The sequence below is a fragment of the Paenibacillus taihuensis genome, assembly GCF_003386535.1.
GTDB classification, from domain to species: Bacteria; Bacillota; Bacilli; order Paenibacillales; family Paenibacillaceae; genus Paenibacillus_Z; species Paenibacillus_Z taihuensis.
In genome coordinates this window covers 89,245-102,601 of record NZ_QTTN01000007.1, presented here as the reverse complement: position 1 = coordinate 102,601, position 13,357 = coordinate 89,245, and the positions used below count along the sequence as shown (strand labels likewise).

Sequence of the window (13,357 nt, the reverse complement as noted above, 5' to 3'; positions counted from 1 at the left end):
GGAGGTAAGCGGCATGTCTGACAATAACTTGCTATCGCCGAACAGTGCACCGCACAGCGATGTCGAGGCGATTAAGCAGCGAAGCGATTATTTGCGGGGAACGCTGGAGGAATCTTTGAAAGATCGGATCACCGGCTCGATCTCCGAAGATGATAACCGGCTGATGAAGTTCCACGGCAGCTATATGCAGGACGATCGCGACGTTCGGAATGAACGGAATCGGCAAAAGCTGGAGCCCGCGTATCAGTTCATGGTGCGTGTCCGAGCGGCTGGCGGAGTCGTGACTCCGGAGCAGTGGCTGATGATGGACCGAATCGCTCAGAAATACGCGAACGATACGATTCGTCTGACGACGCGGCAGTCGTTCCAGCTGCATGGCGTTATTAAGTGGAATATGAAGAAGGTCATTCAAGAGGTCAACGAGGAGCTGCTGAGCACACTCGCTGCCTGCGGTGACGTTAACCGTAACGTCATGTGCAACCCGAACCCTTATCAATCCGATGTACATGAAGAGGTATATGAGTGGGCGAAGCGCGTCAGCGCGCATCTTGATCCGCATACACGGGCGTACCATGAAATTTGGCTTGATGAGGAGAAGGTGGCTTCGAGCGACGACGGCGTGGAGCAAGAACCGATCTACGGCAAAGTGTATTTGCCGCGGAAGTTCAAGATCGGTATCGCGATTCCGCCGGCGAACGAAGTCGATGTATTCTCGCAGGACCTCGGCTATATTGCCATTCATGAGAACGGTCAGCTGCTAGGCTTCAACGTTGTGGTTGGCGGCGGCATGGGGATGTCGCATGGAGATCCGAAGACGTATCCGCAGGTTGCTCGTACGATCGGGTTCGTTACGCCTGAGCAAATGATTGATGTTGCGGAGAAAACCGTCACGATTCAGCGTGATTACGGCGACCGTGCGGTTCGTAAGCATGCGCGGTTCAAATATACGATTGACGATCGCGGCATCGAGTGGTTTATTGATGAGCTGCAGCAGCGTTTGGGCTGGAAGCTGCAAGAGGCGCGCACGTATCATTTTGACCATAATGGCGATCGGTACGGCTGGGTAAAAGGAAGCAACAACAACTGGCACTACACCCTGTTTATCCAGAACGGCCGTGTGAAGGACGATGCAGGCTATCAGCTGATGACAGGACTGCGGGAAATTGCAAAGATTCATAAAGGCGATTTCCGCCTAACGCCGAACCAGAACTTGATTATCGGCAACGTGTCCAGCCAGCGGAAGAAGAAAATCGATCAGCTGATTGAGACCTATAAGCTGACCGATGGCGCAGTATACTCGGCGCTGCGTCGCAGCTCGATGGCATGTGTGGCGCTGCCGACATGCGGTCTGGCGATGGCGGAGTCGGAACGTTACCTGCCGACGCTGATCGATAAGCTCGATCTCGTCATGGATGAAGCAGGGCTGCGCGACGACGAGATCGTCATTCGGATGACCGGCTGCCCGAACGGCTGCGCCCGCCCGGCTTTGGCGGAAGTATCGTTCATCGGCAAGGCGCCAGGCAAGTACAATATGTACCTGGGCGGCGGCTTTACCGGCAACAGGCTGAACAAGCTTTACCGAGAAAATATCGGAGAAGGCGAGATTCTTAGCGAGCTGCGCCCGATCCTGCTCCGGTATGCGAAGGAGCGCAGAGAAGGCGAGCATTTCGGCGACTTCTGCATCCGCGCGGAATATGTGAAGGAAGTACACTCGGGTCTGGATTTTCACGACTGAGTGAGTTGGCTGAATACGATGAGGGCTGCTGATTAATTTCAGCAGCTTTTTTCGTTCGGACAATTTCATTGCGGCAGGTGAAGGATTGCTGATGTCGTCGATCGAATAGAGAGGGTATGAAATATTTTCCAATCAAGGAGAGGGTTGAATTGGCAGATCAAGTCCATGTGAAGCAGCAGGTTGTCAAAGATTTTACGCTCGAGATTCCGGTCAAGGACATTCAGCAATCGGCGGAGTGGTACGTTAACTATTTGGGATTCGAGCTAGTTGAGCCGGTACTCGGCATCGCAGAGCTGAGGCTGGGTTCAGGCTGCCGAATCTGTTTATTTCAACCCGATCATACGGATGAGACGAGCTACTGGTATGTGAAGGATAGGGACAATTACCGTGTGCGTGTATGCTTGCGGGTTCCTGATCTTGAGCAACTTCACAGCCGATTATCGGAAGCAGGAGTCAATGTAAGTCCGATTGAGGGCGACATCGGCTGCGGATGGGCATTTCATTTCCATGACATCAATCGCAATAAACTCGTGGCATGGGGCGGGTACACGAAGGAGCATGTTTGGTTCTATGAGTGAGAATGTGATGGAGCTGGTTCTGCGGAGCAAGCGTGTGGGGAACGGGGATTGAGCAGACGAGAGAGCATATACGCTCTCTCAGCGTCAGAAAGAGCGGAAAACCGGACTGAGAGAGCAAATACGCTCTCTCAATAAAGGAAACCGCCAAAAACGCGGTTCCAAGGCTGCCGAGAGCAGCCTTTCTCGCGCAGCAATAAATATGGAGCTACGCCATCTATCTCCCTGCATTAAGCAGCAGAAAATCCTTCTTATTGTTCTTGTACAGCGCCTTGAACACTTTGAAGTTCCGATCATGGACGGCTTTGTTCGCCATGTTGGGCATGTATCGCGCACTTGCTTGAATCAGCTGCTTGGCATCATCGACCTTGCCGAGCCAGCCGAGGCCAACGGCTGCGACGATCGCGGCGCCGACTGCGCCGACATTGTGCGGATTCTCGACGGTTTCCACTTCGCGGCCGAGAATATCGGATAGAATCTGGCAGGTGAGCGGGGCAAGAGCGCCGCCGCCGACGAAGCGAATCACCCGAGAGGTGTTCACTTTCTTCTCCTGCGCCTCGAGATGCCATCTCAAGTGATAGCAGATGCCTTCGAGCACCGCATGGATCATCTCGGTTTTGCCCGTATCGAGCCCGATATTGAAGAACATGCCGCGCGCGTTCGCGTCCTCGAATGGGCTGCGGTTGCCATGGAGCCAAGGCGTGAAGATAACGCCGTTGCTTCCGGCAGGCACGTTCTTGATCGCATCCATCATGTAATCGTACAGACTTTCATACGGCGATTCGTATGCCTCCGACACATGCTTCTTCTCCAAGTAAATGTTGATCTCATCGAGCGCAAGGTGATCCTTGACCCATTCCAAGCATTTTCCGGCCGTCTCCAGCTCTGCAAAATAGTTATAAGTCCCCGCATTCGCGCCAACAATGGCTGCGATCATCGCCGAAGCATCGACGAGCTGCCGGCTCACGACCGTCGACACCCAGCCGGAGGTGCCGGAGTAGATGTGCGTGCTGCCTGGCTCGACCGCGCCGGCTCCAACCCCGATAAGCGATACATCGCCGCCGCCGCCAAAAACCGGCGTGCCTTCCTGCAGATGCAGATATGCTGCAGCATTCGCAGTGAGTCGTCCCACCATATCGGTGCTCCGCACGATGCGAGGGAGGTGGGTCATATCGACGCCGTACATGGTGCAAACGGATTCACTGAAGCATTCCTTGCCTTTGCGTGTATCGTAGAGCAGAGCGGCGAACGCGCTGTCTTGCGTCATGACGAACTCGCCCGTGCATTGGCAGATGAGATATTCCTTCACGTCGAGCCACTTATAGACCTTGCTGAAGATGGCAGGCTCGTTTCGCTCGACCCATTTGTACTTCCAGACCGGATCTTTGACGCTGGATGCTACAGCTCCTGTAATTGCCAACGACTTGAGCAGCTTGAACACATTCGCGCCTGCAATCTGTATCCCATTGGCGATGCCCTCTTTCAGTTCAAGTCTCGCCCGGTGGTCCATGTAACTCATCGCCCGCCGAACAGGCACGCCATGCCGGTCAACGAGAACAAGTCCTTGCATCTGAGCGCAGAAGGAGATGCCCTGAATGCTCGAAGCAGGGAGGCCCGACCGCTCTAGAACGCGCTTTGTCGTCACGCTCATGGCATGCCACCAGTCCTCGGGGTCTTGCTCGACGCCGCCATTTTCCAATACATGCAGTTCATAGTGCTCCGTTGCGGAAGCGATCAGCTTGATCGTTCCGGATACTTCGATGAGACAGGTTTTGATCCCCGTCGTCCCCACGTCATACGCAATCACATAAGCTGCCATGAACCAGCATCCTCTCGCACGGATAGGTTAATTCAAGTAGAAAGCGCCTTTTATGAACTTCATCAGCTGTTCGGCAACCAGATCATCCTGCTCGTGAATATCGATTCCCGCGAACGTCCGCAGCCGCTCCTTGTAGTAATCGCTGGAGTAGGAGAACTGCAGCGTAATAAAGAGGTTGTCGAGGAAGAACGCGAACAGCTTCGGATTAATATCCGCCCGAATTTTGCCGGAGGCCTGTGCATCTCCAATGAACGAAGCATAGAGCCCGGCAGTTACGTTCTCCATCTCGGACACAATTCTGCCGGCCAGCTCGGATTTACTCTCGGCAGCCATCAGATTATAGAGCTTGGTCAGATGAAGATTCTCTCTGGAATGGAACTGAATCGTCCGGATGATTTTCTCAATGCGGCCTAGGAAATCGGCATCTCCTTGCATGATCTCTTTGAGCACTTTCTTGGTGGATTCGATGCCGATACGAATAATCATGAGATACAGATCTTCCTTGCTGCCAAAATATTTATAGAGCGAGCCGACGCTAATATCAGCCTTCTGAGCAATCGTGTTAATATTAGCGCTGTCAAACCCGCGTTCGGCGAACTCGACGATAGCAGCGCCGAGGATTTTGTCCCGTTTCTCTTGCGAGATCTTCTTGAACGAATCGGAGAAGTAGTCGTCAATCATGGTAAGCACCTCGAATCAGTGTGAAAGGCAGTTGGTGAGTGAACATTCACTCACAATATTAACACACAAGTTCGCTATTGCAATCCTGCATACATTTCAGTTGACAATTCGGCATAGCCAACTATACTGAAATCGTGAGTGAACGTTCACTCACACTTATACAATATGCTGAAACCGGTTCCAATGACAAGGGTGGAGGGCTACCATGGATAGAGACAACTATGCAATTTCAGAGTACCCAGATACAGCTTCAATCATTGCTCAGCTGGATGAATTGATAAAGCAGCCGATCCATACAATCAAGCCGGAAGCGTTGAGATCGTACGAGCAGGAGTACTATGAGAAGAAGTGCGCCAAGTCGAAGGCGATGATTGGGGAAGCAGTAGATGTTATTCCGGGCGGCGTGCAGCATAATCTTGCCTTCAACCATCCGTTCCCTCTCGTGTTCACGAAGGCGGAGGGCGCTTATCTCTATGATATCGACGGCAATCAGTACTATGATTTTCTGCAGGCAGGCGGTCCGACCGTGCTCGGAAGCAATCCTCCCGCGGTTAGAAGCAAAGTCATCGATTTGCTGAATGATTGCGGACCTTCAACGGGTCTATTCCATGAATACGAATATAAACTAGCGAAGAAGATCGCAGATCATGTTGAAACGGTCGAGATGTTCCGGATGCTCGGCTCAGGAACTGAAGCGTGCATGGCTGCAATTCGTGTGGCGCGTCTTGCGACGAAGAAGAAATATGTCCTCAAGATGGGCGGCGCTTATCACGGCTGGAGCGACCAGCTTGCGTATGGCATCCGGATTCCCGGCTCCAAGTGGACGCAAGCGCATGGTGTTCCGCGTCACATGTTCAAATATACGCAGGAATTCTTCCCGGGCGATCTGATCGATCTGGAACGGAAGCTGCGCTTCAATCAGCTGCGCGGCGGAACGGCTGCGGTTCTAATCGAACCGGTCGGTCCCGAGAGCGGAACAAGACCGCTTGATAAAGAGTTTAATAAAGGCGTCGAAGCGCTGTGCCGCAAGTATGGCGCGCTGCTTATTTTCGACGAGGTCGTTACTGCGTTTCGAATCGGAATGGCAGGAGCACAAGGCTACTTCGGCGTTTCACCGGACCTGACCGTGTTTGGCAAAGTCATTGCCGGCGGCTATCCGGGAGCAGGCGGTCTCGGCGGCAAGAGAGCGTATATGAAATACCTGTCGGCTGGCTTGCAGTCAGGTGAGAAGCATAAGAAGGCGCTCGTCGGCGGTACGATGGCGGCCAATCCGCTGAGCTGCGTCGCCGGCTATTATATGCTGGAAGAATTGGATCGTACGAATGCAGTGCAGCGAGCGGGCAAGATTGGGGATGTCCTCACGGCAGGATTGAAAGCGCTTATCGCGAAGCATAAGCTGCCTTTTGTCGCGTTCAACCAAGGCTCGATCTGCCACTTGGAAACGGTCGGCACGCTGCATTACGCGATCGATTGGTCGAAGCCGTGGCGAATACCTGGCGTTCTCAAAGCAACCTCGGAGCGCAAAAAAGAGATGGAGCATATGGGTGCGGCATACATGGCAGAGGGCATTGTGACACTTGCAGGCAGCAGGCTCTATACAAGCGCAGCCTATACAGATGAGATGATCGATGATGTACTCGTCAGATTTGACCGCGTATTTCGCCATGTTGCCGTCAACGTTTAAACCTTTGCTGAGCTAGAGGCTGGAGGATCTCGTCTATGGATACGCTTGAAGCGAAAGAACTTGTCGTAAAGGCGGGCAGAAAGCTCGTAGAGTCGAAGCTGATCGCCCGCACCTGGGGAAATGTGAGCTGCCGGATCAGTGATACGCATTTCGTCATTACGCCAAAAGGCAGAGACTATATGCAGCTGACTGCGGACGATATCGTCGAAGTGGCGATAGCGGATTGCAGTTATAGCGGCGACATCAAGCCGTCTTCCGAGAAAGCGATGCATGCAGCAGTGTATCTGCACGATCCGAATGTGAATTTCGTCATTCATACCCATCAGGAGAATGCATCTGTTGTAAGTGCCGCTGGAGTGGAGAGAATGAAGGTATACGGGAAGTATCCTCTCCTCGGTGACGAAGTGATCTGCGCGGACTATGCTCTACCGACAACGAAGAAGCTGGCTCGCAAGGCGGCGAAGGCGTTGAAACAAACGAGCGGGCATGCGGTGATCCTGTCTAAGCATGGCGCACTTTGCTTCGGAGCGAATAATGAAGTGGCGTTCCAAGCTGCTTCCGATCTGGAGGCTGCATGCGCGGAATATGTCGCGAAACAGTACTTGAAGCTAAGCGGACGGAGCAGCGTTGACCCTGTTCTGCTGAATCAATATGCGATCTCGCGATTATCTGGCAGAGCGCAGAAGTCTGAATCATGCAACCTCAAAAACAACTACGACTCTGGCTTCTACTTTGAAAGCGAGCGTACGTCATCAGGGTTTACGCTCAAGTTAAGTAATGGCGTCGTGACGGAAGTGAAAAGCGAAGAGCTGCACCTGCTGAATGCTTCTATCAGAGAGGAAGCAAGGTTACTTAATGACATTTATCATATTTTTAATGACATTAACTATATCGTTCATTCTGACACGCCGAGCGTCACGGCTGTGTCGCATGCGGACATAACGGTTCGTCCGCTTCTGGACGACTTTGCTCAGCTGGTCGGTACTTCTGCGAAGACTGTACCGATACATGCTAAGACGGCGATCAGGTCAGCGCTCAAGCGTGCCTCTGCAGTGCTGCTCCATCAGAAAGGCGCGCTTTGCTGCGGAAGCACGAGAAGCGATGCGACCGCGGTGGCGATGGTGATGGAGAAGAACTGCAAAGCGCTAATCGGCGCATCCCTGTTCGGATCGATCCAACCGATCCATCCGTTAGAGAGTTTTCTGATGCGCTACATGTATTTGAACAGCTATTCCAAGCAGGCGACCAAGAATACCAAATGATTATATCCGAATGGAGGTTAGCGGCGAGATGCTATCCTACTCCGAGCTTGTCGCATCACAACGGGCTTATTTTCAGACAGGCGCCACAAGATCCTACGAGTTCCGCAAGCAGCAGCTGGAGAAGCTATATCGGCTTGTTGCAGACAACGAAGCGTTGATATTAAAAGCGGTTCACGATGACTTGAACAAGAGCGAGATGGAGGGCTTCTTCGCGGATGTCGGCTACATCAAGTTCGAAATTTCTCATACGCTCAAGCATCTTCGGAAATGGATGCGGCCGAAGCGGGTAAGCTCGCCGCTGACGCATTTCGGCAGCAGCAGCCGGATCTACCGCGATCCGTTCGGCGTGAATCTCATTATTGCACCTTGGAACTATCCGTTCCTGCTTACGATAACGCCGCTCATTGGTGCGATTGCCGGAGGCAACACCGCGATTGTGAAGCCATCGGAGCTTGCCGTTCATTCATCGGCTCTAATCTGCAAGCTGCTCGCAGGTGCATTCCCTTCCGACTATATCGCTTGCATAGAAGGCGGAGTGGAAGAGACGACGGCGCTGCTGAAGGAACGATACGATCATATTTTCTATACGGGCAGCGGTTCGATCGGCAAGATCATTATGTCTGCCGCAAGTCAGCATCTCACACCGGTTACGCTAGAGCTCGGCGGGAAGAATCCGACCATCGTCGACGAGAGCGCGAACATTCCGCTTGCCGCCCGCAGAATCGCGTGGGGAAAGCTGCTCAATGCCGGGCAAACGTGCATCGCGCCTGATTATATCTATGTCCATCGCTCGATTGAACAGCGATTTCGCGAGCAACTGCGAGACGAGATGATCCGACTATACACGGCGAATCCAATAGAGAACCCAGACTTCACGTGCATCATTAACGAGCGGCATCTCGACCGTTTGAACAGCTTGCTGGAAGGACCGACTGTTTACCACGGGGGCGAGGCGGATCGGCAGAGGCGTATGTTAGCTCCGACAATTCTAACCGATGTATCCTGGGAACACGCGGTCATGAAGGAAGAAATCTTCGGACCTATCGCCCCGATTCTTCCATACGACTCTTTGGAAGAGGCGTTTAGGGTCATACAGCAGCAAGAGAAGCCGCTTGCCTTGTACTTGTTCACCGAGAACGACCATGTGAAGAAGAGAGTTATCCGTGAGCTTTCCTTCGGAACAGGAAGCGTCAACGACACGCTCTACCAGTTCATGAATCCGAATTTGCCGTTTGGCGGTGTTGGCGGCAGCGGATCCGGCGCGTACCACGGCGTACATTCCTATCACTGCTTCACCCACCAGAAGAGTGTCCTCACCCAAACGACCCAATTTGACCTTCCTCTGCGGTATGGCAAAGTAAAAGGCGCGCTCCAGATCATCCGGCAACTGTTCAAGTAATTGTTTACTGCATAGAAAAGCAGAGAGGACCAACAATATGGCGAACCTGGATAAATTAACGCTCAGAGAAAAGTTCGCTTATGGTATGGGCAGCTTGGGCAACAACATCATTTACGGACTAATGAGCACGTACCTGGTCGTCTTCTATACCGACTACTTCGGCATTTCAATAGCCGCCATCGGCACGTTATTCCTCATCGCACGCATGTGGGATGCCATCAATGATCCGATCATGGGGCACATCGTCGATAACACGCGAACAAGATGGGGGCGATTCCGGCCATACTTGTTATTCGGCCCGTTCGTTATGGGGACGATCGTTATTCTATGCTTCTGGTCGCCGGAGCTCAGCTCCGGCGGCAGGCTGGCCTGGGCGTACAGTACGTACATCCTCTGGGGGATTGCGTTTGCGGCGATGGATATTCCGTACTGGTCGATGAGCGCTTCGCTGACCCAGGACCCGCAGGAACGCAGCAGCGTCGTGATGATTCCGCGAACGCTCGCAGTCATTGGCATTATTGGCGTGAATGTGATCACTCTGCCGCTTGTTGATGCTTTCGGCGGAGGGGATGACCGAGTAGGTTGGCGTATGGTCGCGATCGTCTTCGCAGCGGCAAGTATCGTGCTTACCCTGATCACGTTCTTCAATGTGAAAGAGAAGCATCAGCAGTCAGAGCGCAAGCCAGTTAAGCTCCGGCATGTGTGGAAGCTGTTCCAGACGAACAAACCATTAATGATGTTAATTATCTCGATGCTCATCGGCGAAACCATTTTCTCCATTAAATCCGTTTTCACGTTGTACTACCTCAAATACAACTATGATGCAGAATCGATGATCCCCGTCTTCATGGGACTTTATGCGATCGTCTCCGTGGCAGGTGCCATCTGTACGCCTTGGCTCGCCCGGAAGTTAGGCAAGAGACGAGTTGCAATGTATACGGCTGCATTAACGAGCGCTGCTTCAATCGGTCTCTATTTCTCTGGCTACCATTCGTTGGAATGGTTGCTCGTTTGGAACGTCGCAGGCGGGTTCATGGATGGAGCGGGTGATATTGTTCGCATGTCGATGCTCGCGGACACGGTTGAATACGGAGAATGGAAGACGGGCGTAAGGCAAGAAGGGATGGTCTTCTCGACCAATATTTTCAAAACAAAGGTTGCTTCAGCAATTGGCGGTTCCGTTGGCGCATTTGCATTGTCCATTATCGGCTATGTACCGAATGTCGCGCAGAATGTATCTACGCTGAACGGGATTCATTTGTCGTTTACGTTCATTCCCGGCGCACTGGCGCTGCTCGCATTGCTGCCGCTCAGCCGTTACGATCTATCGGAAACCAAGTATTTGAGCGTGCTGTCGGAACTCAAACAGAGACAAGCATAAGATGGAACGGAGTGAACATCTCAGATGGACGATAAACCGAGTTTAAGCTTCAAATGGCTCTATGGCATCAATGCCTATGGCAACGGACTGCTCAGTGGTTTCGTGTCCTCATACATTATGATTTTTCTAAGCGATGTCTCGCTTGTGCCTGTTGCTTTCATTGGGTCGCTGTTCTTCTTCTCCAAGATTCTGAATATGTGCTTCTCGCCGGTGATGGGGGTTGTCATTGACCGAACCGAGACCCGCTGGGGCAAAATCAAACCTTGGCTGCTCGTCGGTACGCTGCTCATTCCTCCGCTTAATATCGCCATCTTCACGAATACAGGCTTCACTGGCACGAAGCTGCTGTTCTACGTTGCGATCGTTTTTGTCCTTGGAGGTCTGTTCGGCACCATATTCGGTACTGCTATGGGATCGGTGTTCCCGACGCTGACACGGAATGTCGAGGAGCGGCAGAAGCTCTCGGTCATTCCGGGAATCGGCGCGGTGCTCGGAGATTTCACCACGGTGGGGGCAGTGCTGCCGCTCCTTGCTGTCATCGCGGCTACTCAAGCAGAAGGCTATTTCCGTCTCGCGCTCATCTTCGCGGCACTCTTCATGGTCAGCAATCTGCTCTTCATCAAGAAATATAAAGAGCGGACAAGCGTAGAGGCGGCGGAGAAAATAAAGCTTAAAGAGATGTTGAAGGCCGTAGCGAAGAATGATCAGCTGCTAGTCATTCAGATTGTCAGCTTCCTGCTGCACGTCGGCACGTTCATTACGACAGGAAGCGCGCTCTATTTCTTCAAGTACAACATGGGCAATGAAGGGATGTACGCTACGTTCGGCATTACGGTCGGATTGTCGCAGGTCGTCATGATGATTATATTTCCGAAATTGATGAGAGCGCTTACGAAGAAGTCGGCCTTTATCCTAGCGTGCGCAATCCTTATTGCCGGTTACCTTCTTCTGTTCCTCTCGAGAGGTATCGTCGATACGCATTTCTACATTGTCTACATCGGCGGCATTATGCTCTATCTGGCGCTTGGCATTACGTCGGCGATTGTACCTATATTTACCGCGGACATCATCGATTATGGCGCATGGAAGACGGGGGAACGCAACAACTCCACGATCGTGTCGATTACTGGTGTCGTCGGCAGCTTCAGCGAAGCGTCCAAGGATTTTATTGTCGGAACAACGCTCGCCGTGATCGGATTCGTACCTAACATTGTGCAATCGCAGCATACGCTTGACGGCATTGTCTTCCTGATGACGTGTATCCCTATGATTCTCGTCGCAATATCGCTTCTTGTATTTACGGTGTTCTATAAGCTTAATGACACGTTCTACAATCGGATTCTACTGGAATTGGACACGATCAAGAAGTGACCGTCCCGTCCCAGCGAAAATACTACTACAAAGGACAAGGTGAACGTATGAGCGAGAATCGAATTGAAATCAAGCTGGCGAATAAGAAGCAACGGATGGAGGGTTTCGGCGCGTCCGGTGCTTGGTGGGCGCAGCATACCGGCAGCTGGCAGCCGAATGAAGTAACGCGGCTGCTCGAGCTGTTGTTTCATCCGCAATCCGGAATCGGCCTAACGATCTATCGACATAACATCGGCGGCGGCGACGGTCAAGAGATTGAGGATCCATGGCGCCGCGCGGAGACTTACGAAGTGTCCGAGGGGGAGTACGATTGGAGCCGCGATGCACAGGCGGTCGCGGTGATGAAGCAAGCGGTAGCCAGCGGCGCAGAGCGAATCGTCGCGTTCGCGAACAGTCCGACGCCGAGAATGACGCAGTCCGGTCTGACGAGCGGTCATCAAGAAGGAAGATCCAATTTCAAAGAAGGCATGGAGGATGCGTTCGCAACATATTTAGTTGATGTCGTTAAGCATCTCATCGATGTCGAAGGACTGCCGGTTGATTGGATTGCTCCGATCAATGAACCCATGTGGCTGTGGAACGCTTCGCATAATGGCCAAGAGGGCTGCCACTATCAGCCGGAGGAATGCGTGTCGGTATATCGCGCACTCGCACGCCGTATTGAGGATCAAGGACTTCCGGTTCGTATTTCTGCACTGGAGGCAGGGGAATGGTCAAGCGCGAGAATGTACTACTACAAGCTCGCTGAAGATAAGGAACTCATGAAATATATAGATAATATCGCTGTGCACTCCTACGTCCCGCATGTCTCCAACATTGTTTTCAAAGAAGAGTTCGCAAATTTGATTCAGAAAGAACAGCCGGAGCTGCCAATCTGGATGTCCGAATGGACGGAGATGGAAGGCGGCAAGGACTTCGGGATGTCGTCTGCACTTGTGATGGCGAATTTGATCCATGAGGATCTGACGATCGGTCAAGTCACCTCATGGCAGTATTGGATCGCCGTATCTCGTTATGATTTCCGCGATGGGCTTGTCTATATTGATGAAGCAGAGGGCAAGTTCCAAGAGACAAAGCGGCTGTGGGTGTTTGGACAGTTCAGCAAATTCATTCGTCCAGGGTACATTCGAGTTGAGGTAGAGTCCACACATCCAGAGCTTAAAGTGGTCGCTTATGCAGATCAAGGCGGTCATGTTGCGACTCTGGTTGTGATCAATAATAGCAAAGAAGCGATCACTTCCAGCCTCGAGTTTGGCTACTGCAAGCACATGGGGGTAGTGTTCACCTCTGAAGAGCATAGCTTTGCAGGTAGACACAGCGGGTTGCCGCTTAACGAGTGGACATTTGCTCCGGAGAGTGTGACAACAATCATCGCGGAGACGAGCGAAGTATAAGGATATGGCGAGCTGATGTCGGCATCGTGCCGATATCAGCTTGTTTCTTTTTCCCA

General features: G+C 52.4%; 10 protein-coding genes. 8 read left to right on the top strand and 2 right to left on the bottom strand.

Annotated features, from left to right (window positions below; translation table 11 throughout):
- The first annotated feature begins 13 nt into the window (after positions 1–13).
- Positions 14–1,735, top strand: a complete 1,722-nt coding sequence (cysI, locus tag A8990_RS08095; protein WP_116188511.1) for an assimilatory sulfite reductase (NADPH) hemoprotein subunit — start codon at positions 14–16, stop codon at positions 1,733–1,735.
- 149 nt (positions 1,736–1,884) lie between these two features.
- Complete coding sequence (locus tag A8990_RS08090) at positions 1,885–2,313, top strand: VOC family protein (RefSeq protein ID WP_181909461.1); 429 nt, start codon at positions 1,885–1,887, stop codon at positions 2,311–2,313.
- A 214-nt stretch (positions 2,314–2,527) separates the two neighbouring features.
- Here the strand turns inward: A8990_RS08090 and A8990_RS08085 are convergent, their stop codons facing one another.
- Entirely contained in the window at positions 2,528–4,129 is a 1,602-nt protein-coding gene (locus A8990_RS08085) for a xylulokinase (protein ID WP_116188509.1), read from the bottom strand.
- Positions 4,130–4,156: 27 nt separating this feature from the next.
- Positions 4,157–4,810, bottom strand: coding sequence for a TetR/AcrR family transcriptional regulator (locus A8990_RS08080; protein WP_116188508.1), 654 nt, complete (start codon positions 4,808–4,810; stop codon positions 4,157–4,159).
- Positions 4,811–5,015: 205 nt separating this feature from the next.
- Between A8990_RS08080 and A8990_RS08075 the strand changes: the two genes are divergently transcribed.
- Genes A8990_RS08075 through A8990_RS08050 form a run of 6 tightly spaced genes read left to right on the top strand, consistent with a single transcriptional unit; the run spans position 5,016 to position 13,301 of the window.
- Positions 5,016–6,494 (top strand): aspartate aminotransferase family protein, encoded by a 1,479-nt coding sequence (locus tag A8990_RS08075; RefSeq protein ID WP_116188507.1) that lies wholly within the window; start codon positions 5,016–5,018, stop codon positions 6,492–6,494.
- Positions 6,495–6,529: 35 nt separating this feature from the next.
- Positions 6,530–7,756: a class II aldolase/adducin family protein gene (locus A8990_RS08070; RefSeq protein ID WP_116188506.1), complete on the top strand. Its 1,227-nt coding sequence runs from the start codon at positions 6,530–6,532 to the stop codon at positions 7,754–7,756.
- 28 nt (positions 7,757–7,784) lie between these two features.
- Complete coding sequence (locus A8990_RS08065) at positions 7,785–9,155, top strand: aldehyde dehydrogenase (protein ID WP_116188505.1); 1,371 nt, start codon at positions 7,785–7,787, stop codon at positions 9,153–9,155.
- A gap of 37 nt (positions 9,156–9,192) precedes the next feature.
- Positions 9,193–10,536 carry a glycoside-pentoside-hexuronide (GPH):cation symporter gene (locus tag A8990_RS08060; RefSeq protein ID WP_116188504.1) on the top strand — a complete coding sequence of 448 codons (1,344 nt, stop codon included), beginning with the start codon at positions 9,193–9,195 and terminating at the stop codon, positions 10,534–10,536.
- A gap of 24 nt (positions 10,537–10,560) precedes the next feature.
- Complete coding sequence (locus A8990_RS08055) at positions 10,561–11,907, top strand: glycoside-pentoside-hexuronide (GPH):cation symporter (RefSeq protein WP_116188503.1); 1,347 nt, start codon at positions 10,561–10,563, stop codon at positions 11,905–11,907.
- Positions 11,908–11,954: 47 nt separating this feature from the next.
- Positions 11,955–13,301, top strand: coding sequence for a glycoside hydrolase family 30 protein (locus A8990_RS08050; protein WP_116188502.1), 1,347 nt, complete (start codon positions 11,955–11,957; stop codon positions 13,299–13,301).
- The last annotated feature ends 56 nt before the right edge of the window (positions 13,302–13,357 follow it).

What these genes read in the sequence shown, in the direction of transcription:
- cysI (WP_116188511.1), top strand. Translation starts at nt 14, where the DNA reads ATGTCTGACAATAACTTGCTATCGCCGAACAGTGCACCGCACAGCGAT.
- A8990_RS08085 (WP_116188509.1), bottom strand. Translation starts at nt 4,129, where the DNA reads ATGGCAGCTTATGTGATTGCGTATGACGTGGGGACGACGGGGATCAAA.
- A8990_RS08080 (WP_116188508.1), bottom strand. Translation starts at nt 4,810, where the DNA reads ATGATTGACGACTACTTCTCCGATTCGTTCAAGAAGATCTCGCAAGAG.
- A8990_RS08075 (WP_116188507.1), top strand. Translation starts at nt 5,016, where the DNA reads ATGGATAGAGACAACTATGCAATTTCAGAGTACCCAGATACAGCTTCA.
- A8990_RS08070 (WP_116188506.1), top strand. Translation starts at nt 6,530, where the DNA reads ATGGATACGCTTGAAGCGAAAGAACTTGTCGTAAAGGCGGGCAGAAAG.
- A8990_RS08065 (WP_116188505.1), top strand. Translation starts at nt 7,785, where the DNA reads ATGCTATCCTACTCCGAGCTTGTCGCATCACAACGGGCTTATTTTCAG.
- A8990_RS08060 (WP_116188504.1), top strand. Translation starts at nt 9,193, where the DNA reads ATGGCGAACCTGGATAAATTAACGCTCAGAGAAAAGTTCGCTTATGGT.
- A8990_RS08055 (WP_116188503.1), top strand. Translation starts at nt 10,561, where the DNA reads ATGGACGATAAACCGAGTTTAAGCTTCAAATGGCTCTATGGCATCAAT.
- A8990_RS08050 (WP_116188502.1), top strand. Translation starts at nt 11,955, where the DNA reads ATGAGCGAGAATCGAATTGAAATCAAGCTGGCGAATAAGAAGCAACGG.